The sequence below is a fragment of the Dyella sp. genome (genome assembly GCF_035486915.1).
Lineage (GTDB): Bacteria > Pseudomonadota > Gammaproteobacteria > Xanthomonadales > Rhodanobacteraceae > Dyella_B.
On sequence record NZ_DATHMR010000144.1, the window covers coordinates 1 to 20,392 of the forward strand.

At 60.8% G+C, this 20,392-nt stretch carries 17 protein-coding genes and 1 pseudogene; 7 read left to right on the forward strand and 11 right to left on the reverse strand.

The genetic code is table 11. The annotated features are described in order from the left end of the window. The 5 genes and pseudogenes from VK725_RS11525 to VK725_RS11545 all read left to right on the forward strand — a co-directional run. Window positions 1-681 (forward strand): annotated as a pseudogene (locus VK725_RS11525) (peptidase S53); the annotation flags it as partial. Window positions 682-815: 134 nt separating this feature from the next. Further along, the gene (locus VK725_RS11530; RefSeq protein ID WP_325318197.1) at window positions 816-1,697 is read left to right on the forward strand and encodes a PhzF family phenazine biosynthesis protein; all 882 of its coding nucleotides are present in this window, start codon (window positions 816-818) and stop codon (window positions 1,695-1,697) included. A 63-nt stretch (window positions 1,698-1,760) separates the two neighbouring features. Further along, entirely contained in the window at window positions 1,761-3,080 is a 1,320-nt protein-coding gene (locus VK725_RS11535) for an APC family permease (protein WP_325318198.1), read from the forward strand. Window positions 3,081-3,131: 51 nt separating this feature from the next. Beyond that, window positions 3,132-3,665, forward strand: a complete 534-nt coding sequence (locus VK725_RS11540; protein WP_325318199.1) for a (2Fe-2S)-binding protein — start codon at window positions 3,132-3,134, stop codon at window positions 3,663-3,665. Beyond that, entirely contained in the window at window positions 3,662-5,914 is a 2,253-nt protein-coding gene (locus VK725_RS11545; RefSeq protein WP_325318200.1) for a xanthine dehydrogenase family protein molybdopterin-binding subunit, read from the forward strand. Before VK725_RS11540 ends, VK725_RS11545 begins: the two co-directional genes overlap by 4 nt. Window positions 5,915-6,095: 181 nt before the next feature. Here the strand turns inward: VK725_RS11545 and VK725_RS11550 are convergent, their stop codons facing one another. From VK725_RS11550 to VK725_RS11560, 3 genes are all read right to left on the reverse strand, one after another. Next, the gene (locus VK725_RS11550) at window positions 6,096-6,590 is read right to left on the reverse strand and encodes a GFA family protein (protein ID WP_325318201.1); all 495 of its coding nucleotides are present in this window, start codon (window positions 6,588-6,590) and stop codon (window positions 6,096-6,098) included. 28 nt (window positions 6,591-6,618) lie between these two features. After that, window positions 6,619-8,523: a hypothetical protein gene (locus tag VK725_RS11555; protein WP_325318202.1), complete on the reverse strand. Its 1,905-nt coding sequence runs from the start codon at window positions 8,521-8,523 to the stop codon at window positions 6,619-6,621. 106 nt (window positions 8,524-8,629) lie between these two features. Continuing rightward, entirely contained in the window at window positions 8,630-9,631 is a 1,002-nt protein-coding gene (locus VK725_RS11560; protein WP_325318203.1) for a hypothetical protein, read from the reverse strand. Between the two features lie 535 nt (window positions 9,632-10,166). On the opposite strand from VK725_RS11560, the gene fusA reads away from it, so the two are divergent. Together fusA and VK725_RS11570 are read left to right on the forward strand one after the other, a co-directional pair. Further along, window positions 10,167-12,206, forward strand: coding sequence for an elongation factor G (gene fusA / locus VK725_RS11565; protein ID WP_325318204.1), 2,040 nt, complete (start codon window positions 10,167-10,169; stop codon window positions 12,204-12,206). Window positions 12,207-12,373: 167 nt separating this feature from the next. Then, entirely contained in the window at window positions 12,374-12,883 is a 510-nt protein-coding gene (locus tag VK725_RS11570) for a GreA/GreB family elongation factor (protein WP_325318205.1), read from the forward strand. 56 nt (window positions 12,884-12,939) lie between these two features. Here the strand turns inward: VK725_RS11570 and VK725_RS11575 are convergent, their stop codons facing one another. The 8 genes from VK725_RS11575 to VK725_RS11610 all read right to left on the reverse strand — a co-directional run. Next, complete coding sequence (locus tag VK725_RS11575) at window positions 12,940-14,250, reverse strand: DUF58 domain-containing protein (protein WP_325318206.1); 1,311 nt, start codon at window positions 14,248-14,250, stop codon at window positions 12,940-12,942. Next, entirely contained in the window at window positions 14,247-15,248 is a 1,002-nt protein-coding gene (locus VK725_RS11580) for an AAA family ATPase (RefSeq protein ID WP_414648491.1), read from the reverse strand. The genes VK725_RS11575 and VK725_RS11580 overlap by 4 nt, the downstream gene beginning before the upstream one ends. Then, a complete protein-coding gene (locus VK725_RS11585) occupies window positions 15,245-16,372 on the reverse strand; it encodes a hypothetical protein (protein ID WP_325318207.1) in 1,128 nt (375 codons plus the stop codon). Before VK725_RS11585 ends, VK725_RS11580 begins: the two co-directional genes overlap by 4 nt. Next, a complete protein-coding gene (locus VK725_RS11590; RefSeq protein WP_325318208.1) occupies window positions 16,369-17,889 on the reverse strand; it encodes a DUF4129 domain-containing protein in 1,521 nt (506 codons plus the stop codon). Before VK725_RS11590 ends, VK725_RS11585 begins: the two co-directional genes overlap by 4 nt. Then, window positions 17,879-18,856: a stage II sporulation protein M gene (locus VK725_RS11595; RefSeq protein WP_325318209.1), complete on the reverse strand. Its 978-nt coding sequence runs from the start codon at window positions 18,854-18,856 to the stop codon at window positions 17,879-17,881. The genes VK725_RS11590 and VK725_RS11595 overlap by 11 nt, the downstream gene beginning before the upstream one ends. Then, window positions 18,853-19,533, reverse strand: coding sequence for an RDD family protein (locus VK725_RS11600; protein WP_325318210.1), 681 nt, complete (start codon window positions 19,531-19,533; stop codon window positions 18,853-18,855). The genes VK725_RS11595 and VK725_RS11600 overlap by 4 nt, the downstream gene beginning before the upstream one ends. Further along, window positions 19,533-20,048, reverse strand: a complete 516-nt coding sequence (locus tag VK725_RS11605) for an RDD family protein (RefSeq protein ID WP_325318211.1) — start codon at window positions 20,046-20,048, stop codon at window positions 19,533-19,535. The genes VK725_RS11600 and VK725_RS11605 overlap by 1 nt, the downstream gene beginning before the upstream one ends. Window positions 20,049-20,204: 156 nt before the next feature. Further along, on the reverse strand, window positions 20,205-20,392 hold a 188-nt coding region (locus VK725_RS11610; protein ID WP_325318212.1), incomplete at its 5' end, for a DJ-1/PfpI family protein.

Genomic DNA, 20,392 nt, shown 5'->3' on the forward strand with positions numbered 1-20,392 from the left:
CCCGCTTCCGATCCGTACATCACCGCTGCCGGCGGCACCACAACGCCTTATAGCTACGCGTTCGGTTCGGGCCCGACCGAATCCATCACGCAGGAAAGCGTCTGGGGCTGGGATTACATCCAGAATTATTTCGATACCTACATCGGTCCGAACGTGGTCGACCTGTTCTCCGTCGGCGGCGGTGGCGGTGTGAGCGTGTACTGGCATACGCCGTTCTATCAGGCCTTCACCAACGGCGTGCGCACCAGCGAGGCGAAGCAGTCGCTGGTCTACAACGACCCCAGCGCCGGTCCGACGACGCTGCTGAAGCTGCCCGCTCACTTCCAGGGCCGCAACGTGCCCGATATTTCGTTGAACGCAGATCCGGAAACGGGCTACATCTTCGTCTCGACGTTTGATGGCGGCTTGAACAGCGGTGAAGGTGGCACCAGCTTCGTCGCACCGCAGCTCAATGGCATCACCGCGTTGCTCCGCCAGAGCACGGGTCATCGTATCGGCTTGTGGAATCCGCAGATCTACGCCATTCAGAACGTCTTTGGCTACGGTCGTTTCTCGGCATTCAACAGCATCCGCGCCGGCGACAACTGGTTCTACAACGGCGCACCGCATTACAACCCCGGTGCGGGCATCGGCTCGCTGGACGTCGCCAATCTGGATGCATTCCTGCGCGGCGGCTTCTAAGTCTGATTGCAGTTCTGCGAACTGGCCCGCACGTTTGACGTGCGGGCCTTCTTATTTGCAAACATACCTTTTGGCGCATACAAAAAGCGACATCGCATGGATACGATGCGTGGATCATTCGCACAGGCGTCACCATGTCTTCAAAACGTCGCTTCATGCAGCTGGACGTATTTTCCCGACAACCGCTGAAAGGCAATCCGCTGGCCGTCGTCATCGATGGCGATGGCCTGGATGAAGCCACGATGCGTGCGATAGCGCGCTGGACCAATCTCTCCGAAACGGCATTTCTGTTGACCCCTACTCAACCAGGCGCCGATTACCGCGTGCGGATATTCACGCCAACTCGCGAACTGCCTTTTGCAGGACACCCCAGTGTAGGAAGCGCGTACGCGGCAATCGAAACCGGCTTGATTGCCGCCGGTAAACAGGCATTGGTGCAAGAGTGCGCGGCGGGGCTATTGCCTGTGCGCGTCGATGGCTCAGGCGAGGAGCGCACGATTCATGTGCAAGCACCGCCCGCACATGTGCACCGTGTGGATGCGCCGACCGTACACGCGATGGGAGATGCGCTGCATCACGTGCTGGACGATGCGCAGGTTCGCATGGTGATCAACGGACCGCATTGGCTGCTTTGCAATCTTCATGAAGCATCCCATGTGCGTGCGCTGGATCCGAATTTTCCTGCCATCGCAGCATTGTGCAAACGTCACAAGGCAATCGGCTTGAGCGTATTTGGTCGCGAGCACATGAAGGATGCGTCGATGGCTGTACGCGCCTTCTGTCCAGACGATGGCATCCCGGAAGACCCCGTCACCGGGAGCGCCAACGCCGCCATCATGGCTTTCCTCGCTGAGAGTGGCGACAGTGTTTACGGCTCGCGCTATCGGGCGAGCCAGGGACGGGAAGTCGAGCGCGACGGCTACGTGGATGTCGCGCGGGATCCGGCGAGCGGCGCCATCACGATCGGTGGCGATTGCGTCGTCACCATTCGCGGCGAACTGGACCTGCGTGGATGACGCCACGCTTGCCGGATCGCAACGCGATTGCCATGCTCTGGGTTTTCCACTAGGGGTGTTGCCATGACGTCACCGGTTACCGGCTACCAACGCAGCCTTCGTCTGCGCGATGCGGCGTTGGTCGTGATCGGCGGCATCATCGGCGGCGGCGTCTTCCTCAACCCGTACATCGTGGCGCAGCGAACCGAATCCGGGCTCGCGCTGCTGATGATGTGGATCGGTGCCGGCGTCCTCACCCTGATCGGCGCGCTGTGCTATGCGGAGCTCGGCGCTCGGCGCCCGCACGCGGGTGGCACGTATGTTTACTTACGTGAAGCCTTCGGTCCGCTGGCGGGCTTCCTGTTCGGCTGGACCATGCTGCTGGTGATCTATTCCGGCTCCACCGCGGCGGTCGCCACCATCTTCGCCAGTTACGCCGCGTCCGTGTTCGGTCTGCCGGTGAGTACTGTGACGCCGCTTGCGGTGGGTGCGCTGGTGCTGGTGGCGGGCATCAACATGTTCGGGCTGAAGTTCGGCGCGCAGCTGCAGAACCTTTTCACCCTGCTGAAGCTGCTGGCAGTCGCCGTGCTAGTGGTGTGCGGACTCTTTTCCGCGGGGGCGGGGAGCACGCCGATATTAGCCGTCGATCCGGCGCGCAGCGGTGTCGGCTTCATGAGCGCCTCGTTGCCCGTTCTGTTTGCCTACTCCGGATTCACCTACCTCAACAATCTCGCCGGCGAAGTGCGCGAGCCGCAACGTACGCTGCCGCGTGCGCTGTTCGTGGGCATGCTTGGCGTGATCGTGGCGTATGCACTGATCAACGTCGCGTATCTGGCCGTGCTCGGCCATGACGGACTAGCGCACAGCCATGCGCCTGCGGCCGACGTGATGGGCAAAGTGTTCGGCTCTGCGGGCGCAAAGCTCATCGCCGTGGGTATCGCCATTTCCACCTTCGGCTTTTGCAACATCACGCTGGTGTCGGGTGCTCGCGTCTTGCAGGTCATGGGTGAAGACGGCCTGTTCTTCAGCACCGTGGCGCGACTGAATCCGCGCTACCACACACCCAACATCGCCCTGGTGCTGTTGACGGGCTGGTCCATCGTGCTGGTGCTGTCGGGCAGCTATGGCCAATTGCTCGATTACGCCACCTTCGGCGACTGGCTCGCCTGTGCCATCGGCGTCAGCACGCTGTTCTGGTATCGGCGCCAGCGGCATGGCGAGGTGCCGTTCCGCGTGCCCGGCTACCCACTGCTGCCGCTTATCTTCATCGCCGCTATCGGCTTGGTCGTGGTGGAAAGTCTGCAGAGCAGCCTCGTCAATACGGGCATGGGGCTGCTGATCATGGCGGCCGGCGTCCCGGTTTATTACATCTGGCGACGCTTGTTCAGCCCCGCGCGCCCCTAATTTCCTGCGGCAATGCCACAATGTGGCGATAGGTACCAGGAGAATTTACCGATGGCGCAAGACCACGCCCGGGCCATCAGCGGGGTCGAAATCACCTCGATTGCGGTTCGTCCCGGCATCGACGTGCAAATCAACGGCGAGCACTACCATCACACCGGCGATCCGGAGATGCCTTTGCTCTGGTATTTGCGCGACGTGCTGCAGCTCGACGGCACCAAGTACAGCGGTGAAAACGGCGTGGGCGGCGCGGATCTGGTGCTGGTGGATGGCAAGTCGACATCCGCCATCGGGGTGACGATGAGCAAGCTCGTCGGCAAGCCGGTCGTCACGGTCGAAGGTCTGGCCGATACCAAGGGCCATCTGCATCCGTTGCAGCAGGCCTTCATCGATGAAGACGCCATCGGCTGCGGCTATTGCACGCCGGGCTGGTTGATCGCATCGATGGACCTGCTGAACCGCCGCAAAGATCCTTCCGATAGCGATATCGACACACTTCCCAATCTCTGCCGCTGCGGTTGCCAGACCCGCGTGCGCAGCGCCATCAAGCGCGCCGCCGCAGCGATGAAGCAAGGAGCCAAAGCGTGAGCGGCGACGTACGACTTTCACGCCGCCGTTTTCTGCAAGTGCTCGCCAGCGCCACCGGCGCGCTGATCGTCGGCGTGCGCATGGCGGACGCCGCGGACGCGCCCGTGCCGATGGATATGCTGGGCGATGCCCTATATCCGCTTGGCATGTATGTGCGTATCGATCCGGATGGCGACGTGCTGATCGGCGCGCGCGATCCGGATACCGGCACCGGTGTTGCGACCTCGTTGCCGCGCATCATTGCCGATGAACTGGATGTCGATTGGCAACGCGTGCGCGTCGTGCAATTGGGCCTAGGCGTGGGCAACAACAACGGCTCACCCCAGTGGCTTTACGGACAGCAAGTAGGTGGCACTGGCAATTCCATTCCCCGCGCCTGGATCAATTTGCGCTCGGCGGGTGCACTGGCGCGCTGGCTGTTGGTACAAGCCGCCGCGCAGCAGCTCGGTATTCAAGCCAATCGTTTGCGTACCGAAAAAGGCGTCGTGATTGCACCGGACGGTCGCCGCCTGCGCTACGGCGAACTGGCATCGGCCGCATCGAAAATCACACCGCCGCAAAATTTGCCACCGCTGAAATCGCCCGATCACTTCACGCTGATCGGCCAGGGCATCGGCGATGTGGATGCACACGGCATCGTCACCGGTCAAACGCCTTATTCGCTGGATCAGCACTTCGGCGATGCAGTAGTGGCCGTGCTCTCGCACTGCCCCTGGCCAGATGGTGAACTGCAGCAGCTAGATAAAAGCGCCACGCTCGCCATCAAAGGCGTGATCGACGTTATCGAACTAAAACCGGAGCCTAAGTTACCGCCGGGCCAGACGGTGATTGCGCCAGCCGTGGCGGTGATTGCGGAAACGACATGGCAGGCACTACAAGGCCGTCGTGCGTTGAAACTGACATGGAAACCCGGCGCGAGCGGCAAGGAAGACACCGGCGCCATCGAACAAGAAGCCACGTCGCTGTTGAACAGCGACAGCGCACCGACCACGCGCGTGCGCGACGATGGCGATGTCGACAAGGCTGGCAAAAAAGCCGCGCGACGTATCGAGGCCACGTACTACCAACCGTGGTTGGCACATGCCGTCAACGAGCCGATGAACTGCCTGGTGCGCCTGGACAAGACCAGCGCCACGCTCTACGTGCCCACGCAAGCTCCCCAACAAGCGTGGAGTGTGGTGCAGCGTTTGACCGGCTTGGCGCCGGATCAGATCGACATTCGCATGTCGCGCGTCGGCGGCGGTTACGGCCGGCGCCTGGATCACGATTACGTGGCCGAAGCGGTGCTGCTCGCAAAAGCGGTAAGCAAACCGCTGCGTTTGTTCTGGCCACGCGACGAAGACCTCACGCACGACTATTACCGCTCCGGCTTCGTCCACAAGTTCAGCGCCATCGTGGATGCGAAGCGTCACATCTCCGCGTGGAATCAGCGCGTTGCCAGCGCCTCTGCACAAAACGGTCGTGGCGTGCACAGCGAGCAGCTGTGGACATCGGAAGTCGACGTCAATCAGTTACCCGCCGGCTTCGTGCCGAACTATCGCAGCGACTGGTTCAGCCTGACGTCCGCGCTGCCACGTGGGCCGCACCGCGGCATGCCGCATACCGCCAATGCGTTCGCAGTGGACTGCTTCATCGATGAAATCGCGCATGCGATCAAGGAAGATCCCCTTGATACGCGTCTGCGCATGATCGGCGATCCGCGCTTGGTACCACTCACCGGTGGTGGCGCGATCGACACGGCGCGTCTTGCGAACGTATTGCAACTCGTTGCCGATCGCATCAGCTGGAAAGACTGGCTTCACAGCGTCAACGGCCTCGGCCTCGCGTGCTGGTATATGGATGGCGCCTACGTCGCACACGCGGTGGAAGTGTCGATGCAGGGCGAGAAGCTGACGATCGAACGCGTGGTATGCGCCGTCGATGTTGGACGCGTGATCAACCCGACCGGTCTGGAAGGCCAAATTGCCGGTGCGACGCTGGATGCACTGTCCACTGCGATGAATCTCGCCATCACCGTGAAAGACGGCAAGGTGCAGCAAAGCAGCTGGAAAGATTATCCGCTCGCCAGCATGGCGCAATTGCCGAAGGCAGTTGAAGTAATCACCGTACCCGGCGATGGCGATCCGGTAGGCGCGAGTTTTCTTGCGATGCCCACTGCCGTACCTGCACTCGCCAATGCCGTGTTCCGCGTAAGTGCCGTGCGCGTGCGCCGCTTGCCGCTGATGAAAGAATTGCTGCGGTTGCTCTGAGCGCATCCATCTTTTCGATGGAAAGAGCGAGTCAGCGACTAAGGTATCCCGACGCTTTTTTGCTCATCATCCCAGCAAAAGCTGGGATGACGTCGAGGTGATGTGCAAAATCTCGACTAACTTGGAAAACCTTCTGATTTTGTTGAAGTCGTCGAGCAAAAAAAGTAGGGACACCTCCGAGTCAGCGCCCTGCTCTCTCCAACATTGCGCGCCGTCGTTCCAGACTTGCGGCTGACCAATGCTGCTCGCGTTCGTAATACGCGTGCATCGCCGGCGCGCCCGGCGGCAGAAGCACCCACGGTTGTTTGGACTGCGTATAGATATGAATGTCGGGCGCAAAGCGATCGGGGTCGTCGAGCGTACCTACGCGAATAAAACGCTGGACATCGCCCAGACCCGCGTAGTTACTCCACACCGCAATTTTGCAGAGCGGACAACGCGCAATCTTCTGCCCCTTGCCACTGAGTGATGGTGTGTTCACCACCTCCACCTCGCCGGCGAGCACCACAACGCGATCCGCTTCGATCAATGCATTGAGAGCGAAAGCCGTGCCTGTCTCGCGTTGACACCAGCGGCAATGACAGCAATGCACGAACATTGGGGTATCGAGCATGCGATAGCGAACGGCCTTGCAGTCGCAGCCGCCGTCGAAATAGGTGGCGTTGTTGTCGCTCATGACGCCGATCTCCTTTACGTGCTGCCCGTCAATGGAACTGATCGCTGGCAGGCACCCATGACGTTGATGCCGATGCCGGCAGATGCAGCGGCTTCACCGCTTCTGTCGATCCACAGTTCGGCGGCAGTGGACCGCCACTCACACGCGCGGCCGCACATTCAGCGTCGTTATTCAATGTCACCGATGACGCGGGCGCAGGTGCCGTCGACGCAACCGCTGGCGTCTTGGGTATCGACGGATTGATGGTGGGCAGATTCAGGCGGTCGTAAATCTTCTTGGGCAAGGGCACTGCCGGTGGATCGGGGTTGTGACAACCGAGCAGAGAGGACGGCAATAACGGCATGACCGAGCACTCGATGCGTATACCTTGCGGCAGATTGAACGTGTGACTGACGGTGGTCTTTTCCACGGCATGACGCAACGCTGTGTCGACCGAACTCTCGCCCTTCGGCGTCCAGTATTTGTCGAACACCGTCGGGTTGTACTTTGGCAGATGGATGTTGTGCGACATGATCTCCGTATCGCCGTGCGGCTTGAGCTGCACATACGTCCCATTGGGCGTACCCGGCGTACCGCCGTTCGGTGGACCGCCTGCGTTGCCGCTTCCAGGAACAGGTATCGATTGTCCGTTCGGCGGACCGTTGGTCTCCGAGGGTTTCGTTCCGCCATTAGGCGAACCCGGATTACCCGTTTCACTTCCCTGCGGTGTCGCATTCGGCGCGGTGCTAACCGAGCTATTGCCTTCGTTGCCCGGCGATGTCGGCGTTGGATTGTTCGGTGCCGACGGCGACGTTTCCGCTGTCGGCTTTTCATTCGATGGCGACTCGGGCGTCTTGGTCTGCGGCGACGACGGCGAGGGCGCCGGCGCCGGACTGAGTAGCGGCGCCACCGACACGGCCGGCACCGAGATCTTTGGAGTGGCTACGACGGGCGATGGTGCAGCCGGTGGCAGCGTCGGCGCGGGCGTCGTGATCGGTGTCAGCGGAATCGGCGCAAGTTGCGGTTCCGGCTCGCTCGGCTTCGCAACAGGCCCCAGCGGCTGTTGCGACAGTTGCGGTGCAAGCGGTGTTTTCACCGGTGCGTCGGACGGCTGCAGGTTTACCGTCGGCGCTTGTTGTGCGGGCAGCGGAATCGGTTCAAGCGGTGGCGATGGCGGCGAGGCGGGTGTCGGCGCAGGCGTGGCCGGCGCCACGTTGGGTACCAGAACGGGTGCGACAGAGGGCTTCTCTACCGCAATTTGCGGCGGCGCTGCCGTCAGTGGCGACTGTGCCGGCTGTGTCGGCACCGCCAGCGACGGCAACGGCGGCATCGGTTGCGTACCTTCCGCCTGCGGTTTGCGCGGCGGCTCCGGCTGGAAGGGCGGTGGTACGGGCTGCGGTACGGGCGTCGCAGGCACGGTGGGTGCGGGCGGAGGCGTACCTACCAACTTCGGTTGCTCCAGCACGACCGGCGCAGTTTTCGGCAACGTGATCGGCGGCAGCGGCGCAGCGGCAGGCCGCGGTTTTGCCGCCGCCGTCTGCTTTGCCTGCGACACCACCGGTTGCTGCTTGGGCGTTGGCGCAGGCGGTTGCTGTACCGCCGCGACAGGTGCTGCTGTCGACGCTTCATGCGTCACATGTGCAACCTGACTTGTATTGCCGCGATGCGTTGGTCCGTGTTCCTTCGGCGGTATGCCGCGAATCGGCGGCGGGGGCGGCGGTGGCTGCGGTTTCTTTTCGATCAACTTCACCAACAATGCATTGCCTTTGGGCTCGGGCGGCGCCGGCGGCAATACATACGCAGGACCCAGCACCATGCCCAGCAGAAACAACACGTGCACCAGCAATGTGCCGAACAGCGCGATCACTTTCAGCAGACGATCGCGTGGTCTATCGCGAACTTTGCGCCGATAGACGATCGCCCAAGTGGCCGCATCGCGCGGCGACTTGATCATGACGACCCGACTGGGTTGGGTAGGCTGATCGGGAGGCAGTGGCGGCATGTGCGCCAGTGTAGCCGGACAACTGGAATTTCCTGCTGGGCCGTTCGACCTGGCCCTCTCACTGCCCCGGAGCGGTCGAGGCCTTCTGCGCATCGACCGCACGCGCTGGCGTGTCTACCGGACAACCGTTGGGCAACGGCTTCCCTGCTTTGTAATCGGCGATGCACGTCGCCACGCTCGGTGGCGGTGGCGGTGGTGGCGGCGCGTTCTTGACCAACGCCGCTGGCGCCATGTTCAGACGTTCGTCGCCATCGTTCGAAGGTGGCGGTGGCGGCGGATCGCCGCTGCATCCGCCGGACAGCGCGGCGATCGATACGCCGCAGTGAATGCGAATGCCTTTGGGCAAATTGATGGTCTTCGTCACCGTGGTCTTGTCGACAAGTTTCTGCAGCGCATCGTCCACGGCATTGGAATTTTTGCGCCAATACTGATCCAGCTTGGTGGCTTTGTATTTGACCGTGTCCTTGTCGTGCATGATTTGCGTATCGCCTTGCGGACCGCGTTGCACGTAATCGGCAGTGGGTGCAGGCGGTGCACTCCCTGCGTTGGCGGGCAAAATGATTCGTCCCGTGCGATCGAACAATACCGGTGGCGTGGGCGGTGTCGGGGCAGATGTCGCCGGCGGCGGCTCGGGTAAACGCACCGCGATGGCATTTTTCGAGGGTGGCTCGTGTGACGGGCGCGGCGGGGGCGGCGGGGGCGCGATAGGCGGCGGCGCCGGCGCATGCGATGACGGCCGGGAAATAAATCGCACTTCCATCGCCCGTGCAGGCGCATACACCGCCGCCTCTTCTCCTGCGTGCGGTTTCATCTCATACCAAAGGACCGTGACGAAAACGGCATGCAGAAGCAGCGCGATCGTCAACGCCGCCCACAGAAGGCGGTTGTCGCGCGGGGTTTTGCGCCAACGCAGCTGATGCAGCATGGCGCGCGTGGGTCCATCGAGGGGAGCCAGACCGCGGTTTTTTTCGTCCATCGGGGAAAACCAGCGGTGGTGCTCGACTTGGTCGGGGCGTTCGATAAAGCCGTCCTCGCTACGTTGCCCGGATAGTGATGCCACACAGACCTTTCGGCGCCCCTACGGTTCCAAGCAATCACGCCATGTTAACGCTGGTCTTCGCAGTGCAACTTGACCAAACCGGCCAATGAGAGAACGCTAAGCGCGCGGCCCCAGCGCCGCCTCCCGCCATGACCGCCCACGCGTCCCGCACGCCAAGGACGACCATGACGGCCCGCCATACAGAGTCTGTTTACCGTCTCTGCGTGGCTCGCGCCGGAAACTGTTTGCCCGCAAGGCTAGGAAGAACGAGCGAAGTGTATGTCGATACATGAGCGAGTGATGACGCGGACATGTGGGCAAACAGATCCGGCCCAGAGGGTTGTGATTGAGTGGCCGCTGGGCATTGGCGCGCGGCTTGACCTGACGGCCAGTCAGGCGCTTCGCCGCACACCAATGCCCAGCGGCCACTCAATCACAACGCGAGCTACGCAGAGACGGTAAACAGACTCTATCGCCGCTACGCGCGGCTTCGTGCGGCGCCGGCCAGGTCTGCTGTCGCACGAGTCCGCGCCTTTCGCAAAAGGAGGGTCGCATCGTGTCCTACAACACGGAAAACATCCGCAACGCCGCTCTCGCCGGTCACGCCGGCGTCGGCAAGACCACGTTATTCGAAGCCATGCTGCATGCCGGTGGTGTGATTCAGTCGATCGGATCGGTCGAGCGCGGAACCACGCAATCGGATACCGACGCGCAAGAGAAAGCACGCGGTCACTCTATCGATAGCTGCATTGCAGGCATCGATCACGGAAGCTCCCATATCAATCTGCTGGATACCGCCGGCTACGCGGATTTTCGCGGCGCCACCCTGTCCGCCTTCGCGGCGGTCGAAACGGCGCTTATCGTCATCAACGCGTCGAACGGCATCGAACACGGCACGCGCCGCATGATGGAACACGCGCACGTGCGCGGCTTGGCGCGTGTGATCGTGATCAACAAGATCGACGCAGAGGGCGTGGATCTGGCTGAATTGGTCCGCGCGATACGCTACGAATTCGGCAACGAATGTTTGCCGGTGAATCTTCCCGCCGACAACAACAGCCGCGTGCTCGACTGCTTCTTCCACAAGGATGGAAAAACCGATTTTTCATCGCTGGCCGAAGCGCATCAGCAGATTCTCGATCAGGTGGTGGAGATCAACGAAGCCACCATGGGCGCTTACCTCGAAGAAGGCGAAGAATGCCTGACACCGCAGCAATTGCACGAAGCCTTCGAACAATGCCTGCGCGAAGGGCATCTTGTACCGATCTGCTTCGTCAGCGCGCGCACCGGCGCAGGAGTGCTTGAGCTGCTCGAAATCTGCGATCGTCTTTTGCCCAATCCCAATGAAGCCAATCCCCCTCCCTTCCGCGATGACCATAACGTGCAGATTTCGGTCGAACCGAATCCTTCATCGCACGTCGTCGCCGATGTATTCAAGGTGATCAACGATCCGTTCGTAGGCAAGCTTGGCGTGTTTCGCGTATGGCAAGGCACCGTCCGCCGCGATAGCCAGTTGTACATCGACGACAACCGCAAAGCGTTCAAGGTCGGCCATCTGTTCCGGTTGAACGGCAAGACGCATGTCGAAGTCGATCAGGCCATTCCGGGCGATATCGCCGCCGTCGCGAAGATCGAGGATCTGCACTTCGATGCGGTCTTGCACGAGTCGCACGACGAAGACGGCATCCATCTCGACCCTATGCATTTTCCGCAACCGATGTTCGGTCTTGCACTGGAACCCAAACACAAAGGTCAGGAACAGAAGCTTTCGAATGCGCTGTCGCGGTTGACGGAAGAAGATCCGTGCTTTCGCATGGAACATCACAAGGAACTCAACGAAACCGTCGTACGCGGCCTGTCGGATCTGCACCTGAAGATCATGCTCGAGCGCATGAAGGATCGATACGGCGTGGAAGTCGTAACGCATCCTCCGCGCATTGCCTATCGCGAAACCATCGCCGGTTCCGCGCAAGGCCATCACCGGCACAAGAAACAAACCGGCGGCGCGGGACAATTCGGCGAAGTGTTTTTGCGTGTCGATCCGCTGGAGCGCGGCGCGGGGTTTCAATTCGTGGATGCGGTGAAAGGCGGCGTGATTCCGGGCCAATTCCTGCCCGCAATCGAGAAAGGCGTGCGACAGGCGATGGAAACCGGCGCGATTGCCGGTTTTCCGATGCAGGATTTGCGCGTGACCGTGTACGACGGCAAGTACCATCCCGTCGATTCGAAGGAAGTCGCCTTCGTCAGCGCCGGCAAGAAAGCATTTCTGGATGCGGTGAACAAGGCGCGTCCCGTTGTGCTCGAGCCCATTGTGGATGTCGAAGTCTCGATTCCCGAGCTGAACGTGGGCGATGTCACCGGTGGACTTGCAGGCAAACGCGCGCGCATCATGGGCACCGACGCCAAACACGGTGGCGAGATCGTCATCAAGGCGCAAGCGCCGCTCGCCGAACTCACTGACTATCCCACCGAACTCAAGGCCATGACGGGCGGACGAGGTCGCTACAGTGTGGATTTGAGCCATTACGAACCGGTACCGCCGCCCGTCCAGCGGCAACTCAGCGAAGCATGGAAGCCCAAACTGGACGAGGACTGACCTCACCGCCCGCATTCCCGTGACACCCACCGGCCGGGCGACATTGCGGTCTCCCGGCCACGTCTCCATGTCGTAGAAGACAGTGTCTGACAGCACAGCCCCATTGACCTCTTGGCGCGAGCCATCTGGACCTTGAGAACATAAACACTTTCACTTCGGAGGGCCGTATGAATCGTGCCTTCGTCAAAGATTATGAAGGCGATGCCGATGACGCATTGCCCGAAATGCCGCTGAGCGACAATCCCAATTACGTCACGCCGCACGGCGCCGCCCTGTTGCGCGCGCGTTTGGCTACCGCGCAAGCGCGTCGCGATGCCTTGAAAGCTGCGGAGGACGACACGCTTGCGCAGGAACGCGAGCTGTCGTCACTGGAGCGCGAACTGCGCTGGCTCAGCGCGCGCGTTGCCAACGCCATTGAGGTGGACCTTTCCAAACAGCCGCGCGAGCGCGTGGCGTTTGGCGCCATCGTCACCGTCGATAGCGAAGACGGCGAACATCGCTGGCAAATCGTCGGCGAAGACGAAGCGGACGTGGAGCATGGTTTGGTCAGTTACGTCTCACCGCTTGCCCAAGCATTGTTGGGAGCGCGCGTTGGCGACGAGGTTCGCTGGCATCGGCCGGCGGGTGATATGACCATCGAGGTGATGAAGATTGAGTATTCCGATGTCGGAGCTTAACGCACCGGACGAATCACCCAGATCTTCTAGAGCTTGCTCTTCTACAGCCTGCTCTTCTACAGCCTGCTTTCTCGCTTCAAGCGCAGGTAGCGTTCGATAAGCGCTCCCGACAACTCAGAACACCCAACATCCATCGTCATCACACCGCGACGATTCAGGCTGTCGTGCACGCGTTCCCGGTCTGCAAGGTAGTGCATGGCCGATGCGCTGCGAATCGCCCTATCGAGCGTATGGCCGGTATCGACCGCAGCGTCCTCGACCGCCTGCTCGCGCAAGCTCGTCACGAGCACTAGATGACGCTGCGCCAGCACGGTGACGGCCATGGCCAGCTCGGTATCGTCCTCGTCGCGCACATTGGTGATGAGTACTACGAGTGCGCGACGGCGCTGACGTTCCAACAAAGCGTTGGTCGCGGCGAGATAATCGGTCGGTGACGCCGTCGCCTGCAGGTCATAGCCCGTGCCGAGCAGCATGTCCATGCCACCAGTGCCCGTTGTGGGCGGCAACCAACGCTGTGTACGCCCTGTGCACGCGAGCATGCCGACCGAGTCGCCCTCACGCATCGCGATATACGCGAGCGACAGCGACGCATTGAGCACATGATCGAAATGCGAGATGGCGCCGTCCTTGGCCAGCATGCGCCGGCCGCAATCGATCAGCAGCACGATCTGCTGATTGCGCTCCTCGCGATATTCGCGGGAGATGAAGTGACCGACACGGGCGGTCGCCTTCCAGTCGATCTTGCGCATGCTGTCGCCGACGCGATAGTCGCGCAGTTCCTGAAACTCCGTACCTTCGCCACGCCGACGCTGCAATCGCGCACCGATGTTGTGCGATGCCAATTCGACGCTCAGCCCGGCCATTTCGGCCAGCGGCGCAAAGTTCGGATAAACGCGCACGACGTTCGTAACATCCAGCGTTCGGCGCTGCGTCCACAAACGCCACGCAGAGCGGAATCGTACGTGGCAACCATCGAAGGTGGCGAGCCCGCGCATGTCGGGCATCAGCGCGTACTCGAACGCGTAGTCTTCTCGTGGCGCCAAACGCACGCGATGCGGTAAACCGCGCACCGCCCAGCCGCCCGGATGCAGATCGTGAATATCCGCGTTTCGCACACGCTTATCGGCCGAGCGCAAGCGCAGACGAACGAGCGTCTCCAATCCTAACGGTACGACTGGCGCTACATCCCGCTGCAGTTCTGGCGATGGCTGACGCGAGAGCTGCCACGCATCCATTAGCAAACCCAATGCGAGCAAGCCGCCGTAAGCCAGCCATACGTCAAGCGGAAGTTTGCCCAGACTGGTCAGCGTGCCGAGCACGACCCAGCCGAACAAGAGCCACAACAGTAGCGGACCCGGTCGCATCATTGGCGTGGCGCGGGAACCTTGTGCAACAACGCGCGAATGACGTCGTCCGGACGTTGCCGCTCGACGAGCGCTTCGGGCGCTAGCATCAATCGATGACGAAGGCCTGGCAGCGCCACTTCACGCACATCGTCGGGCGTGACGAAATCGCGTCCATCCATCGCAGCGTGTGCGCGCGCCAATCGTGCGAGCGCCAGTCCACCGCGCGGCCCTGCGCCGCTGACCACCGCGGGCCATTCGCGCGTGGCGCGAACAATACGCACGGCATAATCGGTCACGGCAGTATCCATGCGCATGCTGGCGACACCTTGTTGCATGGCGAGCAACTCCTGCTGGCCAAGCACCTGTTGCACGCGCGAGACATCCAGGTCCGCTGCAACGCGGCCTTCAAGCACGTTACTCACCATGCGCTTTTCGTCTTCCAGGGTGGGATAACCGATCAACACCTTGATGAGAAAGCGATCCAGCTGTGCTTCGGGCAACGGATAAGTACCTTCCTGCTCGATCGGATTTTGCGTCGCGACGACCATGAATGGTGCAGGTAGCGGAAAGCGCCGGCCTTCAATCGTCGCCTGCCCTTCCTGCATCGCTTCGAGCAACGCCGCCTGCGTCTTGGCGGGCGCGCGATTGATTTCGTCGGCCAGCAGCAGGTTGGCGAACACGGGACCGCGCCGTACCTGAAAGCGCTCGGCTTTCACGTCATAGATCGCGTGGCCGGTTACGTCCGTCGGCATGAGATCGGGCGTGAACTGAATGCGGCCGAATGTGCAACTCACCGATGCAGCCAGCGCCCGCACCAGCAACGTCTTGCCCAAGCCCGGCACGCCTTCGATCAACACATGTCCGGCCGCAAGCAATGACATCAGCACTTGATCGAAAATATCGACCTGGCCTATGAATGCATGCCCCACCTGTTTCCGAAGCGCGGCGACGCGCGCATGAATCGCTTCCACCGGCATGGGTACCGGCGCCGCGGCGGGCGCGAGGGTTTCTGTCGTCATAGATGGCTCCTGATACGCGCCAAAGTGGTTATGCATACGCGAAACGATGCGGCGTTCGCGGGAGAACGAAAAGCATGTTCGATGCGCGACGGTTCAAGCTTGCTGCGCTGCGCAAGCCAGTCGTAAAGCTCCGCATCTCTGAGCATGGCGCCGGCAGGATCGCGGCGACGCAGGCGCGCAATCACCGCTTGGCATGCAAGACGATGCAAGCTGCGACCACCATCGCGACGGAACAGGAACTCACCGACGGCCTGAATGTGTTCGAGCAACGCACGGCGATGTGCCGGCGGTGTCGGCATCAAGGGCCCGAAGCGTTGGCTGCGCATCGACATCCAGCCGATGGCCAATAGCAGCGACGCCAACAACGCAGGCCATCCGCGCAAAAAGACATTGACCCAGAACGACGTACCGATCAGTTCATAGAAGAAATAAAAGTGGCCTTGCCCCATGTTCGGTTCAAGCAAACGCCATGCGAACTCTTGCTCGGGATAGTTTCTGAGCTTGTCTGCGGAAATGGCGTTCAGATCGTTGATCGCGCTAACCGTGCCTTCGCCATCCGATATGCGCGCAAACGCCAGATCGCCAAAGCGATCGTGAATGACAACCTGCGCGTTGCCGAAGAATGACGGCAGCAGCTTGAATCCCACGCCGCACAACGACATGAATTGTTGCTCATAACCTTTTCCAACGGGCGCGTTCGTCCACAGCTTCGTGCAGTTGTAATTATTCTTCGATGCGGTAAGCACGTTGAGCTGTTGCATCAGGGGTACATCGTTTTCCTCATGCCCCATCGGCGAAAACACCAGATGGCCGCCATGACGCACCCAAGCCACCAGCTTTATGGCCTCGTCATATTTGATGTAGCTGACATCCTGACCGATGACGACCGTGTCGCCAGGTTTCAGCAAGGGAAGGACCTGCGACAGGTTGACGTTTCCCGTGGACGCTTGCCCCATGTCGGCAAGCGTTCGCTCCAGCGCATAGAACCGGTTGTAGGCCGCCTCTCCCGTCGGATGTCCCGACTCGGTGACCGATTCGCGCTTGAACAGCAAGAAGAAGCCACCCACGCAAATGGCGACAACGGCAAGCACGATCGCAGCAATGACGATGTTGTTGCGATTCATGACGCCACCCGCTGCACCGGCCATCCGGACAGAAGCGATGCAAATTCCGTATCGCCGGGATAGCGGCCCGCATACGCGGCGAGCTGCCACGTGCGCACGATGCTGACGAGCTGATCACGGCGCGAAGGATCCTCCAGGGCTCTTGCGTGACGCAACCAGTCCGCTTCCGTCGCATCCACCGGCACCTGGATGTGTAGCGCCGCCGCCGCGCGTTGCATGCTGCCTCGATAGAGCAGCGACAACGCTTCACGACGGTGACCGTCGCGCCAGAGCTCTCTCGCGGTGCCCGCAAGATCATCGGGCAGCGCGGCCTCTTGAACTATGTTTGTCTTTAGCGCTGAAAGCGTACGCTCAGGCCGTTCCACAACCCTACGGGATACGCGGACGCGCCGCGCGGTGAAGATGCCCAGCGCTACGATCGCCACGCCCAGCAAGGTCCACATCAGCACATTGACTAACCCGGCGGCCCAATCGCCAAACGCGAACGGTGATGAGGGTGGTGCTTCATCGGTCTTATTGGGCATCGCTCTGAGTACCCAGTGCTTCACCTCATGCTTGGTGCCGAAGCGCGGATCCAGATAGACAAAGTTCGCCTCGCGCGAGAACGACGCATCCTTGTCGTCCAGCGGTTGATGAAACGCTTCCGCGATACCCGCTTGCGCCGACGATGACGCTTTCGCAGGCCCGGACTCTGCGGCGTGTGCCGTAATGGCGAAACCACTCAGGCAAATCAAAAGCACGGTGGCCACGCCAGTATCAAGCAATCGTTGACGAAGCCGACGGAACATCAAATCGATATCCCACGCTTCCAGTTGCGTGCGCCGGTTGAGATAGAGCGCAAATCCCGACGCCACGTACAGTGGCTCGATGATGCTCATCGAGACATACGTGACGAACGACGCGACCCAGACCATCGCATGCTTGAAAGCGGGCAATTGAAATGCCTGATTCAGATTGCGCATGGAGTCAGGCAATGCTTCGCCTGGCAACAGCCATAATGTGAATGTGCAAATGCTGAGGAACATCACGAGTTCGAAGAGCAGGCATGCCCATGTCAAGCCGCTCGCTTTCCCGCCCAATGGCCGACTGAGCACTCGCCAGCGCACCGAGCGCTGCTGCGCAGATACACCTTCAAGCAATTCCATGGGTAGGCGCACCGAACGATGCGTATCCAGACGCAACCACGTCACCGCAGCGATGGTGCGTGCCCAGGGCCAATGCCATTGGCCTTTCAAGGTTTCGCGCCATGTGGGCGTCTGCTCAAACACGGCGCGCGAAAGTACATACAACGGAATACGATCGAATAGGGGACGCAGCCACCAGGGCAGGAACAAACCCAGCCATGGCATACCCGTCAGCCAGGCGATCGTCTGACAGACGATAAAGATCGGTAATGTGAACGCGAACCATGCCGACCATACCTGACGCGCATGCGCACGCAGCATCACCGCGCCCAGATCCATCGCTTCAAGCGCCGTTCGCGGACGCAGGGCAACACCGATGCGCTCAAGCTGCATGGGCGCTCCCTCTGCCACCGCACGTGAGCCACAGCGCAACAAGCAACCAGACGCCCGCTCCGCTGCCGTACTTCACGACATCCGGCAACATGGAAATCGATGACCAGTATGCTTCGATGAAAGCCGCCATCACCAGCATCGCAAACGCGCCGAGCGCCAGACGCGCACCTTTCCAAGCCGCCTCTCGCAATGCGGTTTCACGACGTAGTCGGCCAGGTGCAAGCAAGCTCAAGCCCAGTTGCAACCCTGCACCACCGGCAATCACGATCGCGGTGAGCTCAAATCCCGAATGCCCCACGACGAAACGCCAGAACGGCGCGCCGTAACCAATGGCGTTGAGATGTCCTGCTACACCACCCATGATTACACCATTGGCCGTCAGCACATAAATGGCGCCGACGCCGAGCAACAATCCCGACGCAAAGGTGCGAAACGCGATGCTGACGTTATTCATGATGTAGTAGCCGAACATCTGCAGATCCGTGCCGCTGCTGCGACCGATCTTCGGATTGGACGGGTCGTACATCTTTTCGAATTCTTTGAGCTGTCCGGCAGCGAACAGGCTATGCGCAAGGTCCGGTCGCCATTGCAGCAGCACATACGTCACGATGGCCGGGACATAAAGCAACACTGTCGCCGCCAGCATGTATCGCCAGTTTTCGCGCACGAGTCTTGGAAATTCAGCAAGCAGGAACGTGGCCGCCTTGTACCAGCGCGGCGCAGGCGGACGATAGAGCTGGCGATGTCCCATCTCCACGATCTGCTGCAGGCGCTCGGTCACTTCACGGCTGTATCCGCGTGCCTGCGCAAGCGAAAGGTGATGACACACGCGCCGGTACGACTCGGGAAAACCCACCGTTTTTTCCGAGCGCAGCGCCGCTTTCGGCTGTCGGTCGAGCTGCGCGAGCCAGAAACGCAGCGCGTCCCATTCCTCAGCGTGCAGCGCGACGAACTGCTCCTGTTTCATGGCCTTCCCAGCAATCCATTTGCGTAGGCGGTGAGTTGCTTGACCGCGGCGGTGCCTTCTCGCCCGGTGAGCGGTACAAGAATATCGGCAAGCTCTTCCTGCCGCTGCACGGTGAGCTGACCGGCGCGCTCGGCAAAATCGATCAGCGCCGCCTGTTCACCCGGATCGAGCGGCACCGGCAATATCTGCGACGGCACAACCGGAACCTTGCTGCCTGCGGGTAAAGCATCGGCATGGATGACCACTGTACCGGCCACGATGTCGCCGATACGGCGCGCAGAAGGATCGATCATCGTGCAGACGAGGCCGACACCGTACAAACCTGGCAGTGCATCGATCACGCGCAGCAGATTGCGCGTCACGGAGTGAATCAGGGTGACGGGTGTACCGTCGGCGCACACTACGCGCAACTTCATGGTGCGTTTGCCGATAGTCTGGCCGCCAAACCACACTTCGCACACCACCGAATACGCCCAGGTGATCGCGAACAGCAACAACAAGCCAAGGCCGGCGCCACCTTTGCCGAAGATGCCGAAAATGGCTGCACCGATAAAGAAAAAGGCGGCGCGCAGAAGTAAATCGATCAACCATGCCTGCGCACGGCCGAATGCACCGGCCGCACGCAAGCGCAGGTTAACGCCTTCCGGCGTTTCGATCTCGCGTACTGTGTCGAGCATCAGGCGTTGATGACGATAGTGTCCGCGATCAAATCATGCAGGCAACGTTTTTCGCCACCGAAAATCATGCATGCATCTACCAGCGCAACGAGGCCGCCAATAAACGGGACCATGGCGATCAGCGTGATGGGCAGATATCGCAAGAAGAAAACGCGTGACACCGTTACCGGGCTCCCATCGTTGCGCACCGTCTTAATGCTCAATGCACGTTTGCCAATGGTCTGGCCATTACGATTTATCAAAACGTAATTGATGATGCACAAGATCGCCAACACGACAACCGCCAATGCCAGCGTCGTTCCGGAGACATCAAATAGCGTCCTACGGTTGAGGTGCATCTGCTGCGTAACGTAGAAAGAGATGGGCACCGTACCGAAGCCAAGGACCAGGCCATCGATAAATGAAGCTCCAAAACGCTGCGCTCGAGATGCCTTGCGCGCTTCCAGATTGTTGCCATCAAACGCTTGCGTGTCTTCGACTACCGCGCCGGGCGCGGCATACGGATTGGTTTCCATTGCTTCGTTTTCCCTGTCAGTGTGCAAAGTGCTGACCCCCTTGCCAGCACTTGACTTGAGTATAGAAGCAACAAAGACGGGGCGCGCAAGAGGCCTACCCTGACCCTCTCGCCATAACTAAAGGCCGGACATGACAGGCACCGTTCCGGTGCAGATTTAGGTGGTCCCGGCTGTCAGCGCGTCGATGAGCGTGCGACTGAACGCGGGAATGTCGTCGGGCTTGCGGCTGGTAATCAGATTGCCATCCTGAACGACTTCGTGATCTTCCCAACGCGCGCCGGCGTTCTCCAGATCCTTGCGGATGGACGGCCAGGACGTGACCTTGCGGCCTTTCACTTGCTCGG